General features: G+C 74.7%; 14 protein-coding genes. 11 read left to right on the top strand and 3 right to left on the bottom strand.

What is annotated here, in order from left to right:
• Positions 1-454 (top strand): alpha/beta fold hydrolase (locus E1284_RS42415; protein WP_207923649.1); only part of this gene is annotated, 454 nt, incomplete at its 5' end.
• A gap of 27 nt (positions 455-481) precedes the next feature.
• Here E1284_RS42415 and E1284_RS42995 read toward each other — a convergent pair.
• The 3 genes from E1284_RS42995 to E1284_RS09140 form a co-directional block, all read right to left on the bottom strand.
• Positions 482-1,999, bottom strand: a complete 1,518-nt coding sequence (locus E1284_RS42995) for a serine/threonine-protein kinase (protein ID WP_243714356.1) — start codon at positions 1,997-1,999, stop codon at positions 482-484.
• Positions 1,996-4,026, bottom strand: a complete 2,031-nt coding sequence (locus tag E1284_RS09145) for a WD40 repeat domain-containing serine/threonine protein kinase (protein ID WP_165965186.1) — start codon at positions 4,024-4,026, stop codon at positions 1,996-1,998. Before E1284_RS09145 ends, E1284_RS42995 begins: the two co-directional genes overlap by 4 nt.
• A gap of 102 nt (positions 4,027-4,128) precedes the next feature.
• The gene (locus E1284_RS09140; protein WP_131938581.1) at positions 4,129-5,562 is read right to left on the bottom strand and encodes a PucR family transcriptional regulator; all 1,434 of its coding nucleotides are present in this window, start codon (positions 5,560-5,562) and stop codon (positions 4,129-4,131) included.
• A gap of 96 nt (positions 5,563-5,658) precedes the next feature.
• Here E1284_RS09140 and uraD point away from each other — a divergent pair, with 96 nt between their 5' ends.
• Genes uraD through alc form a run of 10 tightly spaced genes read left to right on the top strand, consistent with a single transcriptional unit; the run spans position 5,659 to position 15,521 of the window.
• Positions 5,659-6,126: a 2-oxo-4-hydroxy-4-carboxy-5-ureidoimidazoline decarboxylase gene (uraD, locus tag E1284_RS09135; protein ID WP_243714355.1), complete on the top strand. Its 468-nt coding sequence runs from the start codon at positions 5,659-5,661 to the stop codon at positions 6,124-6,126.
• Complete coding sequence (gene uraH / locus E1284_RS09130; RefSeq protein WP_131938579.1) at positions 6,123-6,452, top strand: hydroxyisourate hydrolase; 330 nt, start codon at positions 6,123-6,125, stop codon at positions 6,450-6,452. Before uraD ends, uraH begins: the two co-directional genes overlap by 4 nt.
• Before the next feature lie 5 nt (positions 6,453-6,457).
• Entirely contained in the window at positions 6,458-7,318 is an 861-nt protein-coding gene (pucL, locus tag E1284_RS09125) for a factor-independent urate hydroxylase (protein WP_131938578.1), read from the top strand.
• Between the two features lie 13 nt (positions 7,319-7,331).
• Positions 7,332-8,210 carry an FAD binding domain-containing protein gene (locus E1284_RS09120; RefSeq protein ID WP_131938577.1) on the top strand — a complete coding sequence of 293 codons (879 nt, stop codon included), beginning with the start codon at positions 7,332-7,334 and terminating at the stop codon, positions 8,208-8,210.
• Positions 8,210-8,692, top strand: coding sequence for a (2Fe-2S)-binding protein (locus E1284_RS09115; protein WP_131938576.1), 483 nt, complete (start codon positions 8,210-8,212; stop codon positions 8,690-8,692). The genes E1284_RS09120 and E1284_RS09115 overlap by 1 nt, the downstream gene beginning before the upstream one ends.
• Positions 8,689-10,032, top strand: a complete 1,344-nt coding sequence (locus E1284_RS09110; RefSeq protein WP_207923648.1) for an 8-oxoguanine deaminase — start codon at positions 8,689-8,691, stop codon at positions 10,030-10,032. Before E1284_RS09115 ends, E1284_RS09110 begins: the two co-directional genes overlap by 4 nt.
• Positions 10,032-12,362, top strand: a complete 2,331-nt coding sequence (locus E1284_RS09105; protein WP_207923647.1) for a molybdopterin cofactor-binding domain-containing protein — start codon at positions 10,032-10,034, stop codon at positions 12,360-12,362. Before E1284_RS09110 ends, E1284_RS09105 begins: the two co-directional genes overlap by 1 nt.
• On the top strand, positions 12,359-13,162 hold the full coding sequence (locus tag E1284_RS09100; protein ID WP_131938575.1) for a hydroxypyruvate isomerase family protein: 804 nt from the start codon (positions 12,359-12,361) through the stop codon (positions 13,160-13,162). The genes E1284_RS09105 and E1284_RS09100 overlap by 4 nt, the downstream gene beginning before the upstream one ends.
• Complete coding sequence (locus E1284_RS09095) at positions 13,147-14,523, top strand: amidohydrolase family protein (protein WP_131938574.1); 1,377 nt, start codon at positions 13,147-13,149, stop codon at positions 14,521-14,523. The genes E1284_RS09100 and E1284_RS09095 overlap by 16 nt, the downstream gene beginning before the upstream one ends.
• Positions 14,520-15,521 carry an allantoicase gene (gene alc / locus E1284_RS09090; RefSeq protein WP_131938573.1) on the top strand — a complete coding sequence of 334 codons (1,002 nt, stop codon included), beginning with the start codon at positions 14,520-14,522 and terminating at the stop codon, positions 15,519-15,521. Before E1284_RS09095 ends, alc begins: the two co-directional genes overlap by 4 nt.
• Positions 15,522-15,534: the final 13 nt, after the last annotated feature.

The following is a 15,534-nucleotide window of genomic DNA, read 5'->3' as shown; positions in this document are numbered from 1 at the left end:
CCTCCCCGACCACGCGCCCGAGCTCATGGAGCACTTCATGAGCCCGCCGCGGGTGGACTGGACGGACCGCGAGTCCATCGTCGCGTTCCAGGTGGCCAACGCCCGGCACATGGGCGGCCGGGACTTCGACGAGGAGGAGGCGCGCGCGGACATCGAGCGCGTCCACGACCGCACCCGCCCGAGCGACGGCGCGACCCACCGCGTCGACCAGATGGGCGTCCAGTTCGCCGCCCTGGACTGCGGCCCCCGCTGGCGCGAACGCCTCCCCGCCCTCACCGCCACGACTCTCGTCGTCCACGGCGAGGACGACCCGTTCTTCCCCGTCGGCAATGCCGAGGCCCTGGCCGCCGAGATCCCCAAGGCCGAACTGCTGGTCCTGCCCCGCACGGGCGGCGGGCTTCCGCGCCGCACCTGGGACACGGTCGTCCCGGCCCTGCTCCGCCACACCTCCTGAGCGCGGCCACCGCCGCCGCCCGCCGCGTCACGGCACCTTGGAGGCCACCGATCGGGCCAGTTCCGCCGCCATCCAGCACACATCGGCCGTGCTGCCCGCCCGGCCGGTGGCGATCGTGCTCACCCGGGTGGCCGAGCCCTCGTTCTCCCACGTGACCTGGCAGGCGCTCTCGTCGTCGCTGCCGTACGCCCGCATGCCGGGGAGCCCGGTCAGCTTGTCGTGCTCGGCGTCGGTCAGCTCGGTCTGGAAGAGGCGCACGGGTTCCGGGGAGTACATCAGGGTCAGCCGGAAATCCGCGTCGGCGCCGTACTGGGCGGTCCGCCACTCGCAGGTGTCGACGTTCTCCGCGGCGTTCTCATAGCCGCCCCGCACGCCGGTGGAGATGAGCTGGTTCTCCCGGATGATGCTCTGGTCGATCACGTCGCAGGGGTCCTGCGACGCGCCGCCCGCCGCCGGCGTCCCCCCGGCGGCCCGGGCGCCCGGCTCGTTGTCGCCGGTCAGGGCGATCACTCCCCAGGTGAGGGCGGCGGTGAGGACCACGGTGCCGACGGCGGCGGGCAGGAGCACCCGGGGACGCGCCCACCCGGACGCCCGGGACACGACGGGACGGGTCTCGACGCGCGTGGGGCCGGTGGCCGGGTACGGCGGAGCGGGCGTCCACGGCCCCGGCCGGTCGCCGGACGGCGGCACGGCGGCCTTCCGCTCGGTGATCATCGCGCTGACCCGCTCCGGCAGCCAGTGCCCCTCGTCGGCGGCCGGCGCGAAGCGCGCCAGGACGTCGCCGACCGGGGGACGCGCGGCCGGGTCCTTGGACAGGCACGCGGCGACGACCGGCCGGAGCTGCTCGGGCAGCCGGGACAGGTCCGGCTCCTCGTGGATGATCCGGTAGACGACGACCGCGGGCCGCCCCCGCCCGTAGGGGCCCTCCCCGGTGGCGGCGTAGGCGAGCACGCAGCCGAGCGAGAAGACGTCGGACTCCGGCCCGGCCGCGCGGCCCCGCGCCTGCTCGGGCGACATGAACCCGGGCGTGCCGATCACCGCGGTGGACTTCTGCGCGGCGTCCAGCGCGCGGGCGATGCCGAAGTCGATGACGCGGGGCCCGTCGTCGGCGAGCAGGACGTTGCCGGGTTTGAGGTCGCGGTGCACCAGCCCGGCGCGGTGGACGGCCAGCAGCCCCTCGGCGAGCCCGGACCCGAGGACCTGGACCGCCTGGTACGGCAGCGGCCCGTGCTCGGCGACCGCCTGCTGCAGCGACGGGCCCGGGATGTAGGCGGTGACCAGCCAGGGGCGGTCGGCGCCCGGATCGGCGTCGACGACCTGCGCGGTGTAGAAGCCGCCGACCCTGCTCGCCGCCTCGACCTCCTCGACGAACCGGCGCCGGAAGTCGTCGTCGGACGCGAGGTCGGGGGCCACGACCTTGACGGCGACGAGCCGGCCGCCGGGGGAGCGGCCGAGGAAGACCTCGCCCATGCCGCCGCGGCCGAGCCGGCCGAGCAGCCGGTAGGGGCCGGCCTGCGGGACGTCTCCGGGGCCGAGGGGCTTCACCGGGCGAGCTTCCAGATCTTGACGACGTCGTTCAACTGGGCGTCGTCGGTGGCGGTGGCGATCGTGCGGCCGTCCGGGGCGAAGGCGACGCCGCCCACGCCGGAGCGTCCCATGGACACCGACAGGAGCCGCCGCCCGGAGGGCACGTCCCACACGGTGACCGCGCCGCCGCCCTCGCGGGCGCCGCGTCCTGCGGCCAGGGTCCGCCCGTCCGGGCTGAGGGCCATCGACTGGAAACCGGAGTCGTAGCCGGCGAGGGACGCGGTCGTCTTCTTGGCCGCCACGTCCCAGACACCGACGCCGCCGAAGGACCCGGTGAGGGTTCCGCCGTCCGGGGTGAAGCCGAGACCGGAGACGCCGAAGGCGTCGGCCTTGTCGAGCGGCAGGGTGCCGGCGGGGGAGCGGGACGCGACGTCGAACAGGGCGACGCCGCCGCCGAGGTTCCCGTCCCCGTACCCGGCGGCGAGGGTCTTGCCGTCCGGGCCGAAGGCGACGCTGTGGACGGCGGCGGTGCTGCCGGCCCCGGACGCATCGACGACGAAGGTGTGCAGCAGCTTCTCCGTCCTGACGTCCCACAGGGGCACCTTCCCGGCGCCCTCCCCTTTACCGGACCCGGAGCCCGCCAGGTAGCGGCCGTCGGGGCTGAACGCCAGCCCGTCCATGACGAAGAGGTCGGTGCGCTCGGACGATTTGAACGTGACGTCGGCGACCGTGCGGCCCGACCGCAGGTCCCAGACCTTGGCTCCGCCGCGGCCCGTTTCGAGGCCGTCCGACGTCATCTGCATCGGCACCATGTATCCCATGGCGACCAGGCCGTCCCGGCTGACGGCGACGCTCTTCGGGAGGACGCCCTTGCCCGCGGACAGGGTGGTCACCGGTGCGTGGGTCTTCGCGTCCCACACCCTGAGGTCCTCCCGGAACACGCCCACGAGGTAGGCGCCGTCGGGGCTGTAGACGACGTCCCGCAGGCTCTCCGCGGTGCCCGTCTCGATGCTCGCCACCGGGTCGAGCCGGGCGGCGCTCTTCGGGCCGCCGCCCGCGGCCGCGGCCGGGCCGTCGCCCGAGCCGGACGTGAGCACGACCGCGGTCACCGCCGCGACCGCCACCACGGCCGCCGCGCCGGCGGCCGCCAGCAGGCCCCGGCGCCGCCACGGCCGCGCCCCGCCGCCGGCGGCGAGCGGGTGCTCGCGCTGCTCGGCCATGGCCGCGACGGCGGGCGGGAGCCACGGGCCCGGCGCGGGCGCCGCCCCGAGGAGGGCGGCCGGCGCCGGCCGCGCGGCGGGGTCCTTGGCCAGGCAGGCCCGGATCACGCCGGCGAGCGGCTCGGGGACGCCGCCGAGGTCGGGCTCCCCGTGCGCCATGCGGTGGACGACCTCGTCGGGCGGCCCCGCCCCGAAGGGGTGGCGTCCGGTGGCCGCGTAGGCGAGGACGCAGCCGAGGGAGAACACGTCGGAGGCGGGGACGGGCTCGTCGCCGCGGATCTGCTCCGGCGCGGTGAAGCCGGGGTCGCCGATCCGCACGGACGCCAGGGTGCCGGCGTCCTCGACCGCCCGGGCGATGCCGAAGTCGACGAGGTGCGGGCCGCCGGACGCCAGCAGGACGTTGCCCGGCTTGACGTCGGCGTGCACCAGGCCGGCGCGGTGCACCGCCGACAGCCCCTCGGCGAGCCCGGCGCACAGGGCGTGGACCGTCCCGGCGGGCAGCGGGCCGTGCGCGGACACCGCCTCCCGCAGAGACGGGCCGGGGATGTAGGCGGTGGCCAGCCAGGGCCGGTCGGCGTCGAGATCGGCGTCCACCACCGGGGACGTGTGCAGCCCCTGCACGCGGCGGGCGGCGTCGACCTCCGCGCGGAAGCGGCGCCGGAACGTCTCGTCTGCGGCCGGTCCGGGCAGGACGACCTTGACCGCGACCGGCCGGCCGCCGGGGGAGCGGCCGAGGAACACCTCCCCCACGGTGCCCCGCCCCAGCCGTGCCGTGATCCGGAAGGGCCCGATCTGCCGGGGGTCATCCGCGCCCAAGGGCTCCACGCCGCTCCTCGCCTTCTCGCACCGATCGTGACGGAGAGGTCCGTCTCCGTGCACAGCATTACATAGACATGATCGTGCAGTGGAGAATTCGGCGCGAACCCGTCAGCTTCCGGCCAGGCGGAGCGCGAGGAAGAAGTCGACCCGGTCCTCCAGCCGGGACAGGTCGCGGCCGGTCAGGTCCTCGATGCGCTGGATCCGGTACCGGACGGAGTTGACGTGCAGGTGCAGCTGCTCGGCGCACCGCGTCCAGGAGCCGGAGTTCCGCAGGAACGTCTCCAGGGTGCGGACGAGGCCGGCGCCGTGGATCCTGTCGTAGTCGTGCAGCGGGTCCAGGAGCCGCACCTGGAAGATCCGGCGGACGTCCTCGGGGACGCTCGCCAGCAGGAGCACGTGGGTGGCCAGTTCGTCGTGCCGGACGACGCACACGGGTGCGGGGCGGGTGGCGGCGAGGCGGCGGGCATGGCGGGCCTCTTCGACGGCGCCGCGCAGCTCGGCGCTCTCGGCCGCGTCGCTGACGCCGACCGCGAGACCGCCGTCCGCCAGGCCGGGGGCGAGGAGGCCGAGGGCCTCCTGGAGGTCGGCGGCGACGTCGCGCCCGGCGGCCGGGACGAGCCCGAGCACCTCGTCGTCCAGCAGGGCGTCCACCCGGAGCGGGAGGATCTCGGCGAGGACCGTCCGCACCTCGCCCGGCCGGAGCCCGCCCCGGCCGGACGCCGCCACCGCGACGTGCGGCCGATCGGGCAGGCCGAGCCGCCCGGCGTCCCCGCCGACCAGCAGCCCGGCGTCTGCGGCGGCCGGCGCGTCGCGGCGGGCCCGCTCCAGCGCGACGATCGCGGTGAGCTCGGCGGTGAGCGCGCGGCGCTCGGCGGGCCAGTCGGCGGCGTCGCCCTCGAAGGCGATGAACCAGTCCGCGACGCGGGGCGTGCCGCCGCCGGCGACCGGGAACAGCGACGCGCCGAGCGCGGGCTCGTGGTGCGGCAGCCGGGGCGCGGTGAGGAAGGCGCGGGCGAGGGCGGCCGGATCGGCCGGGGCCGGGCCCGCGACGACGCGCCCGGTCGGGGCGAGCACGTGGCAGTGCCCGACCAGGTCCAGCACGGCGCCGAGCCCGGTGCCCTCGACGAGGCGGCGGTGCCGGTCCAGCACGGCGGCCAGGTCGGCGGCGCGCGCGCCGGACAGGTACCGGACGACCTCCTCGGTGACGGTCGCGAACGCCACGTCCTCCGGCACCTTGAACAGCGGGAGCCGGTGCCGCCGGCAGGCGTCGACGAGGTCGTCCGGGATGGCGCCGAGCGTGAGGTCCCAGGCGGCGAGGCCCGAGACGCCCGCCTCGGCGAGGGCCCGCACGAACGCCTCGGAGTCGGCGGGGCCGGTCCGCCAGACGAGCCCGGTCAGCACGAGCTCCCGTCCGCGCAGGTATCGGCCCGGATCCAGCAGATCGGTCGTGACCACCCAGCGGATCGTGCGGTCCAGCTCGTCCGCGCCGGTCACGACCTCCAGCCGCAGCTCCGGCATCGCGAGCAGGGAACGCAGCCTCATATGGAGAAAGCTACAAAAGGACGTGCGTGACCGGGATCACAGTTCGGACGTCCTGTGGCTCGACCCGCTCGCCGTGGCGTGTGTGTACTGGCAGATGTGGAGCTGAGCGAGGCCGATCTCCTGGCGTGCTGCGCGTCCCGCCGCTGGGCCGCGGCCGTCTCCGGGCACGGCGACCCCGACGCGCTGCGGGCCGCGTCGAGGCGCGTGCTGGACGAACTGGACTGGCCCGACGTCGAGGAGGCGCTCGCGGCGCACCCGCGCATCGGCGAGCGGGCCCGGGGGGAGGGCCGGGAGGCCGGCTGGTCGCGGGGCGAGCAGTCCGGGATGGACGGCGCGGCGACGGAGCTGAGGGACGCGCTCGCCGCGGGCAACCGGGCTTACGGGGAGCGTTTCGGGCATGTGTTCCTGATCTGCGCGTCCGGCCGGTCGGGCCTGGAGATGCTCGCGGATCTTCGGGAGCGGCTGGGGAATGACGTGGAGACCGAACGGGACGTCGTCCGGAGGGAGCTGGCCGCGATCGTCGACCTGCGGCTGGCGAGACTGGCGAGGGAGAACGGCGGATGAGCCTGTCGACGCACGTGCTGGACGCGGCGAAGGGGCTGCCGGCCGCGGGCGTGGCCGTCCGGCTGGACCGGCGCGGCGGCGCCGGAGGCGGGGACGGCGACGGCTGGACGACGCTGGCCGAGGCCCGGACCGACGCCGACGGCCGGATCAGGGAGTGGGGCGCGGAACCCGGAAGGGGCGTGCACCGGCTGACGTTCGAGACGGCCGGCCTGTCGGACTTCTACCCCGAGGTCACCGTGGCCTTCACGATCGACGATCCCGGACGCCACTACCACGTCCCGCTGCTGATCAGCCCGTTCGCGTACTCGACCTACCGGGGGAGCTAGCGGCGATGGCCATCGTGCTCGGACCCAACCGCTACGGGAAGGCGGAGACCCGCGTCGTCCGGGTGACCCGCGACGGCGGCACGCACCGGCTCAAGGACGTCAACGTCAGCGTCTCCCTCTCCGGCGCGATGCACGACGTGCACCTGACCGGCGACAACGCGGCCGTCCTGCCGACCGACAGCCAGAAGAACACCGTGTTCGCGTTCGCCAAGAAGCACGGCATCGGCGCGATCGAGGACTTCGGGCTGCTGCTCGCCCGGCACTTCGTCGCCGCGCAGCCCGCGGTCACCCACGCCCGCGTCGAGATCCACGAGTACGGCTGGAGCCGGATCACGGGCGGGCACTCGTTCGTCCGGGACGGCGGCGAGGTCAGGACGGCGCTGGTCCACGGCGGCGCGGAGGGGGAGACGGTCGTGTCCGGCCTCACCGACCTGGTCGTCCTGAACTCGACCGGCAGCGAGTTCCACGGCTTCGCGCAGGACGAGTACACGACGCTCGAACCGACCGACGACCGCATCCTCGCGACGGCCGTGACCGCTCAATGGCGGCACAGAACGACGGAAGCGCCTTGGGACGACTCGTACCGCGCCGCCCGCGACGCCCTCCTCAGGGCGTTCGCCGAGACGCACAGCCTGTCGCTCCAGCAGACGCTCTTCCAGATGGGACGCCGCGTCCTGGCCGAACGCGGCGAGATCTGCGAGGTCAGGCTGTCGATGCCCAACAAGCACCACTTCCTGGTCGATCTGGAGCCGTTCGGCCTGAAGAACGACGACGAGGTCTACTTCGCGGCGGACCGCCCGTACGGGCTGATCGAGGGCACCGTCCGCACCGACGACGCGCCGGACGCACCGTCCGCCTGGAACTGAGGACTCTGCAGACATGGACTTCCTCCGACCCGCGAGCTGGCAGGACGCGCTCGGCGCCAAGGCGGAGCGGCCGGGCGCGCGGCCCGTCCAGGGCGGCACCGACGTCATGGTCGAGATGAACTTCGACCGGGACCGGCCCGAGGCGCTGCTCGACCTCACCGGGATCGCCGCGCTCGCCGAATGGGACATGGCGGACGGGCGCCTCCGCGTCGGCGCCGGCGTCCCCTACGCGCGCCTCATCACCGAGCTGGGCGAGCAGCTGCCGGGCCTCGCGCAGGCGTCCCGGACGGTCGGCTCGCCGCAGATCCGCAACCGGGGCACGGTCGGCGGCAACCTCGGCGCCGCGTCGCCCGCCGGGGACGCCCACCCGCCGCTGCTGGCCGGGGACGCGGTCATCGAGGCCGAGTCGGCCGCGCGCGGCGTGCGGATGATCCGGGCCGCCGACTTCTTCACCGGCGTCAAGAAGAACGCGCTCGCGCCGGACGAGCTGATCCGCGCGTTCTGGACGGTCCCCGCGACCGGCCCCCAGTACTTCTCCAAGATCGGCACCAGGAACGCGATGGTGATCGCCGTCTGCTCGTTCGCGCTCGCGCTCCACCCGGAGGAGCGCCGCGTCGGCACGGGCCTCGGCTCCGCCGCGCCGACCCCGCGCCGCGCGGCGGAGGCCGAGACGTTCATCTCCCACGAACTCGACTGGGACGGCCGCGGCCCGCTCGCCGACACCGCCGTCCGGCGCTTCGCGGACCTGGTCGGGGAGGCCGCGTCCCCGATCGACGACGTCCGGGGAACGGGCGGCTACCGCAGGCACGCGCTGTCGGTGATGGCGCGCCGCACGCTGGCCTGGGCATGGGACGACTACAGGACCGGAACGTCCGGAAGGAGGGCGTCCTGATGCGCGTGAACGTGACCGTGAACGGTTCCGCCGAAGCCGTGGACGACGTGTGGGAGGGCGAGAGCCTCCTCTACATGCTGCGTGAGCGGATGGGCCTCCCCGGCTCCAAGAACGCCTGCGAACAGGGCGAATGCGGGTCGTGCACCGTCTACCTGGACGGCGTTCCGGTGTGCGCGTGCCTGGTCGCGGCGGGCCAGGCCGAGGGCCGGGACGTCGTCACCGTCGAGGGCCTCGCCGAGGGGCCGCCCGGTGCGGAGCGGCTCGATCCCGTCCAGGAGGCGTTCGTGGAGGCGGGCGCCGTCCAGTGCGGGTTCTGCACGCCCGGCCTGATCGTCCAGTCGCACGACCTGCTCGCCCGGAACCCGGCGCCGGCGGACGCCGAGATCCGCGAGGCGCTCGCCGGCAACCTGTGCCGCTGCACCGGCTACGAGAAGATCCTGGACGCGGTGCGCCTCGCCGCCCGCCGGAGGGCCGCCACATGATCATCGAGAACGCGCACGTCGTCACCGTCGCCGGGGACGAGTACCCCGGCGGCCACATCGTCGTCGACGGCGACCGCATCACGGCCGTCGGCCCCGGCCCCGCCCCCGCGGGCGACCCCGAACGTGTCGACGCCCGCGGCTGCCTCGCGACCCCCGGCCTGGTCAACACCCACCACCACCTGTACCAGTGGGCCAGCCAGGGCATGGTCACCGACGGCACCCTCTTCGAATGGCTGAGCACCCTCTACAAGCCGTGGGCGAAGATGGACGCCGAGGTGGTCGCGGGCGCGGCGACCGCCGGCCTGGGCTGGCTCGCCAAGTCGGGCTGCACGACGTCCACCGACCACCACTACCTGTTCCCGAGCGGGCGCGGCGACCTGTTCGCGGCGGAGATCGAGGCGGCGCGCGAGATCGGCGTCCGCTTCCACCCGTGCCGGGGCTCGATGGACCGCGGCGAGTCGCAGGGCGGCCTCCCGCCGGACGAGGTCGTCGAGGACCTCGACACGATCCTCGCCGCGACCGCGGACGCGATCGACCGGTACCACGACCCCTCGCCCGGCTCGATGCTGCGCGTCGCCGTCGCGCCCTGCTCGCCGTTCTCCGTCACCCGCGACCTGCTGGTGGAGTCGGCGCGGCTGGCGCGCGACAAGGGCGTCCGGCTGCACACCCATCTCGCGGAGACGCTGGACGAGGAGGAGCACACCCGCGAGCAGTTCGGGATGACGCCGGCCGAGTACATGGACTCGATCGGCTGGCTCGGCCCGGACGTGTGGCTCGCGCACTGCGTCCACCTCCACGACACCGACGTCAAGCGGCTGGCCGAGACCCGCACCGGCACCGCGCACTGCCCGAGTTCGAACGCGCGCCTCGGCGCCGGGATCGCCCGCGTGTCGGACCTGCTCGCGGAGGGCGCGCCGGTCGGCCTCGGGGTGGACGGGTCGGCGTCCGCGGAACTCGTCCCGCTCGCCGGGGAGTTGCGGCAGGCCCTCTACATGCAGCGCGCCCGCTACGGCCCGGCGTCGCTCAGCGCCCGGCAGGCGCTGGAGATGGCGACGCTCGGCGGCGCCCGCTGCCTCGGCCGCGAGGACGAGATCGGCTCCCTCGAACCCGGCAAGCTCGCCGACATCGCGCTGTGGCGGATGGACGGCTTCCAGGCGGCGATCGACGACCCCGTCGTCGCGTTCGCGTTCGGCCCGGTGCCGCCGCTGGAGCGCCTCCTCGTCGGCGGGCGCACCGTCGTGGACGGCGACGCGCTCGTCACCGTCCCGCAGGACGAGGCCGCGCGGCGCGGCGCCGCCGCCCACCGCCGCCTCATGCGGCTCGCGGAGGAGGTGCTCTGATGGCAGCGCCGCTGGACCGGGCGTCGCCGGTGAAGAGCCCCGGTCATGTCGCCGCGCCCGGCATCGGCGGGGTCGGGGAGAGCCCGCTGCGCCCGGACGGGACGCTCAAGGTCGCGGGCGAGTTCGCGTACGCGTCCGACCTGTGGATGGACGGGATGCTGTGGGGCGCGACGCTCCGCAGCCCGCACCCCCGGGCGCTGATCCGGTCGATCGACATCGGGCCTGCGCTGGCACTGCCCGGCGTCCGCGCCGTTCTCACCCACGAGGACGTGCCGGGCCGCAAGGTGTTCGGCATCGACCACACCGAGGACCAGCCCGTCCTCGCGATCGACCAGGTCCGGCACCAGGGCGAGCCGGTCGCGCTGGTCGCCGCCGACCACCCGGAGACGGCGCGCCGCGCGATGGAGCGGATCGCCGTCGGCTACGAGGTCCTCGAACCGATCACCGACCCGCGCGCCGTGATCGCCGACCCGGAGCGGCTGAAGGTCCAGGACCGGGGCGGCATCACCCGGTACCAGCCCGTCCGGGTCGGGGACGTGGACGCCGCGAAGGCCGCCGCCGACGTGGTCGTCTCGGGGGAGTACGAGGTCGGCATCCAGGACCAGGCGTTCCTCGGGCCCGAGGCGGGGCTGGCCGTCCCGTCCGAGGACGGCGGCATCGACCTCTACGTCTCGACGCAGTGGATCCACAACGACCTCAAGCAGATCGCGCCCTGCCTGGGCCTCACCGAGGACCGGGTGCACATGACGCTCGCGGGCGTCGGCGGCGCGTTCGGCGGGCGCGAGGACCTGTCGATGCAGATCCACGCGGGCATGCTCGCGCTGCACACCGGCCGGCCGGTGAAGATGTCGTACAACCGGTACGAGTCGTTCTTCGGGCACGTCCACCGGCATCCCGCCCAGATGCGGTACGAGTACGGCGCCACGTCGGACGGCCGCCTCCTCTACGCCGACGTCGAGATCATCCTGGACGGCGGCGCGTACACCTCGTCCACCATGAACGTGGTCGGCAACGCGGCGTCGCTCGGCGTCGGGCCGTACGAGATCCCCAACATCAGGATCGACGGGTACGGCGTCTACACCAACAACCCGCCGTGCGGGGCGATGCGCGGGTTCGGCGCCGTGCAAGCGTGCTTCGCCTACGAGTCGATGATGGACGAGCTGGGCGAAGCGTGCGGTCTCGGCCCGGTCGAGATCCGCCGCCGCAACGCCGTCTCGCAGGGATCGAAGCTCGCGACGGGCCAGGTCATCGAGTCGCCGGCGCCGCTCGCCGCGATGCTGGCGCGGCTGGAGGCGATGCCGATGCCCGCCGGCCCCGACACGACCGACCTCCGCAACCTGCCGGGCGGGGTGTCGCAGACGACGCACGGGGAGGGCGTCGTGCGCGGCGTCGGCTACGGCGTCGGCATCAAGAACATCTGCTTCTCCGAGGGCTTCGACGACCTGTCCACGGCCCGGGTCCGGCTGGAGGTCATCGGCGGCGAGGCGACCGCGCTCGTCCACACGGCGGCGGCCGAGGTCGGGCAGGGGCTCGTCACCGTCCAGGCGCAGGTCGCGCGGACGGAGCTCGGCGTCCAGAAGGTCGTGATCGCCCCGGCGGACAACGGGGTCGGCGACGCGGGCTCGTCCAGCGCGTCCCGCCAGACGTACATGACGGGCGGCGCGGTGAAGGCCGCCTGCGAGGCGGTGCGCGCCGAGCTCCTCGCGCTCGCGGAGCGCAGCCTGCGACGACACGACCTGAACGTGGCCGGCGGCAAGATCGTCTCGCGGGGGGACGGCGTGCTCGGCACCATCGAGGACGTCCTCGGCTCCGAGGTGATCGAGGAGACCCGCGAGTACCACCACCGGCCCACCGCCCGCATGGACCCGGCCACCGGGCAGGGCCGCAGCCACACCCAGCTCGCGCTGTGCGTCCACCGGGCCGTCGTCGACGTGGACGTGGACCTCGGCCTCGTCAAGGTCGTCGAGCTGGCCGCCGTCCAGGACGTCGGCAGGATCATCAACCGCCTGTCGCTGGAGGGCCAGATCCACGGCGGCTCCGCGCAGGGGCTCGGCCTCGCCGTGATGGAGGAGATCGTGGTGGCGGACGGGCTCGTCCGGAACCCGTCGTTCACCGACTACCTGATCCCTACCATCCTGGACATGCCGCCCATGCGACTGGACATCCTGGAGAACCCCGACCCGGAGGCGCCGTACGGCCTGCGCGGCGCGGGCGAACCGCCGACCCTGTCGTCCACGCCCGCCATCGTGGCCGCCATCCGGAACGCGACGGGGCGCCCCCTCACCCGCGTCCCGGTCCGGCCCGAGCACATCGTCCGGGACGTCCCGTGACCCGGCGGTTCGCGGTCAACTGCTCGATCCTGTTCACCGAGTTCCCGCCGCTGGAGCGCCCGGCGGCGGCGCGGGCGGCCGGGTTCGGGGAGGTGGAGTTCTGGTGGCCGTGGAACGGCGAGCCGGTGCCGTCCGGGTCCGGCGTGGACGCGTTCTGCCGGGCGGTCGAGGACGCCGGCGTGCGGCTCATCGCGCTCAACCTGTACGCGGGGGACATGGCGGCGGGGGAGCGGGGCGTGCTGTCCGACCCGTCCCGCATCGAGGAGTTCCGCCGCGGCCTCGACGTGCTGGTCCGGATCGCCGAGCGGCTGGGCACCCGGTCGTTCAACGCGCTCTACGGGCAGCGGCTGGACGGCGCCGACCCGGCCGAGCAGGACCGGGTCGCGACCGCGAACCTCGTCCACGCCGCCGGGCGGGTCGGCGAGCTGGGCGGCACGCTGCTGGTCGAGCCGCTGGCGCGCGGCCTCAACGGCGCCTACCCGCTGGAGACCGCGGCCGACGCCGCCGAGGTGCTGGGACGCGTCCGGGCGGCGGGAGCCGAGAACGTCCGGTTCCTGTTCGACACGTTCCACCTGGCGACCAACGGCGACGACCTGGAGAAGGCCGCGCGGGAGCACGCCGCCGACATCGGCCACGTCCAGATCGCGGACGCGCCCGGCCGCGGGCGTCCCGGCACGGGCGCCATCGACTTCGACCGCGTCTTCGCCGTCCTCGACGAGATCGGCTACGGCGGCCGGATCTCCCTCGAATACGTCCCGCAGGGCCCGTCGGCGGAGGAGTTCGGGTGGACGACCTCCTGATCAGATCGCGCCGGACCGTGCTGCCGGACGGCGAGCACCCCGCCGCCGTCTCCATCCGGGACGGACGCATCACCGCGATCTCCGGCTACTCCGATGACAGGCCCGCGACCGCCTCGGTCGACCTCGGCGACGTGGCGCTGCTCCCCGGCCTCGTCGACACCCACGTCCACATCAACGAGCCCGGCCGCACCGAATGGGAGGGCTTCGCCACCGCGACCCGCGCCGCCGCGGCGGGCGGCGTGACCACGCTCATCGACATGCCGCTCAACTCCCTGCCCCCGACCGTCGGCCCGGCCGCGCTGGCCGCCAAGCGGGAGGCCGCCGAGGGCGCGTGCGCCGTCGACGTCGGCTTCTGGGGCGGGGCGGTCCCCGGCAACCGGGCCGAGCTGCGCCCGCTGCACGACCTCGGCGTCTTCGGGTTCAAGTGCTTCACGTCCGACTCCGGTGTCCCGGAGTTCCCGCCGCTGCCCTACGGCGAGATGAGGGAGGCGTTCCGGGAGATCGCCTCGTTCGGCGGGCTGGTCATCGTGCACGCCGAGGACCCGGCCGCGCTGAGCGCGCCCACCGGCGGCGGGTACCCGGAGTTCCTCGCGTCGCGGCCCCCGTCCGCCGAGCGCCGCGCCGTCGAGCAGGTCGTCCGGCTGGCGGAGGAAACGGGCGTGCGCGCCCACATCCTGCACCTGTCCGCCGCCGACTGCCTGGACGTCCTCGCGAAGGCCCAGGCGGACGGCCTCCCCATCACCGCCGAAACATGCCCCCACTACCTGACCCTCAGCGCCGAAGATGCCAGCGGTGCTTATCTGGGGGGCGACCCCCAGATCCCCGGGGTGCGGTCGCCGGAGCCGCTTGCTTCGCTGCGCTCACCGGCGACCGCGTTCAAATGCTGCCCGCCCATTCGTGACGCGGCCAACCGCGACCGGCTCTGGGAGGGGCTCGCCTCCGGCGTGATCTCGTGCGTCGTCACCGATCACTCGCCCTGCACACCCGAACTGAAGCGCGGCGACTTCGCGACCGCGTGGGGCGGCATCTCGTCACTCCAACTGGGGCTGCCGGTGGTGTGGACGGCCGCGCGTGAACGCGGGCACGGCCTGGACGACGTCGTCCGGTGGATGTCCGAGGCGCCCGCCGCCCTGGCCGGCGTCCCCGGCAAGGGCGGCATCGTCGTCGGCAACGACGCCGACCTGGTCGCCTTCGCCCCGGACGCGACCCTGACCGTCGACCCGGCGGCCCTCCACCACCGGCATCCCGTCACGCCCTACGCGGGCCGGACGCTGGCGGGGGCGGTCGAGACCACGTGGCTGCGCGGCGTCCCCGCCGGGGAGCGGCCCGCCGGACGGCTCCTCGCGCGGGAGGCGAGATGACCGAGTTCACGTCCCTGCCCGACCTGGCCGTCCGCACCCTCGGCGGCTCGGTCATCGCCGCGAGCGACGAGTCCTTCGCCGAGAAGGAGAACCTCATCAACCCGTGGGCGCCGGCGTTCGCGCCGGGGACCTTCGGGCCGAAGGGCCAGGTGTACGACGGCTGGGAGACCGCCCGGCGCCGCGCCGGCGGCCACGACTGGGCGCTGGTCAGGCTCGGCCTGCCCGGCGTCGTCCGCGGCGTCGTGATCGACACCGCCTGGTTCAAGGGGAACTACCCGCCCCGCGCGTCCGTCGAGGCCTGCGCAGTGGACGGCTACCCGTCCGACCTCTCCGGCGCCGACTGGGTGGAGATCGTCCCGGAAAGCCCGTTGAGGGGCGATACGGCGCATCTCTTCCCGACCCGGGCGGAACGCCGGTTCACCCACGTCCGGCTGAACATGGTCCCGGACGGCGGCATCGCCCGGCTCCGCGTCCACGGCGAGGTGGTCCCCGACCCGCGCGTCCTGGCCGGCCTGACGGTCGACCTGGCCGCCCTGGAGAACGGCGCCCGCGTCATCGAGTGCTCGGACATGTTCTACTCCTCGCCCGACAACATGCTGTTCCCCGGCCTCGCCCGCAACCAGGCCGAAGGCTGGGAGACGGCCCGCCGCCGCGACGGCGGCCACGACTGGGCGGTGATCCGGCTGGCCGCCCCCGGCGTGATCCGGCTCGCCGAGATCGACACCGCGAACCTGAAGTTCAACGCGCCCGCCGCCGCGGCGCTGCAGGGCCTCGACGCCCGCACCGCCCCGCTCGACGCCTGGCGCCCCCTCCTGCCGCGCACCGGCCTCCTGCCCGACACCCGGCACCGGTTCCGCCTGACGACGCCCGAGGTGACCCACGTCCGGCTGGACATCCACCCGGACGGCGGCATCGCCCGCCTCCGCCTCCTGGGCGACATGACCCCGGACGGCGCCAAGGAACTGGCCGCCCGCTACACCGCCCTCACCCAACATTAGGCAGAGTATTGAC

It is taken from the genome of Actinomadura bangladeshensis (assembly GCF_004348335.1).
In the GTDB taxonomy this organism is placed as follows: domain Bacteria; phylum Actinomycetota; class Actinomycetes; order Streptosporangiales; family Streptosporangiaceae; genus Spirillospora; species Spirillospora bangladeshensis.
This window is presented reverse-complemented; position numbering and strand designations above follow the sequence as displayed.

What these genes read in the sequence shown, in the direction of transcription:
- E1284_RS09140 (WP_131938581.1), bottom strand. Translation starts at nt 5,562, where the DNA reads ATGAGGCTGCGTTCCCTGCTCGCGATGCCGGAGCTGCGGCTGGAGGTC.
- uraH (WP_131938579.1), top strand. Translation starts at nt 6,123, where the DNA reads ATGAGCCTGTCGACGCACGTGCTGGACGCGGCGAAGGGGCTGCCGGCC.
- pucL (WP_131938578.1), top strand. Translation starts at nt 6,458, where the DNA reads ATGGCCATCGTGCTCGGACCCAACCGCTACGGGAAGGCGGAGACCCGC.
- E1284_RS09120 (WP_131938577.1), top strand. Translation starts at nt 7,332, where the DNA reads ATGGACTTCCTCCGACCCGCGAGCTGGCAGGACGCGCTCGGCGCCAAG.
- E1284_RS09115 (WP_131938576.1), top strand. Translation starts at nt 8,210, where the DNA reads ATGCGCGTGAACGTGACCGTGAACGGTTCCGCCGAAGCCGTGGACGAC.
- E1284_RS09110 (WP_207923648.1), top strand. Translation starts at nt 8,689, where the DNA reads ATGATCATCGAGAACGCGCACGTCGTCACCGTCGCCGGGGACGAGTAC.
- E1284_RS09105 (WP_207923647.1), top strand. Translation starts at nt 10,032, where the DNA reads ATGGCAGCGCCGCTGGACCGGGCGTCGCCGGTGAAGAGCCCCGGTCAT.
- alc (WP_131938573.1), top strand. Translation starts at nt 14,520, where the DNA reads ATGACCGAGTTCACGTCCCTGCCCGACCTGGCCGTCCGCACCCTCGGC.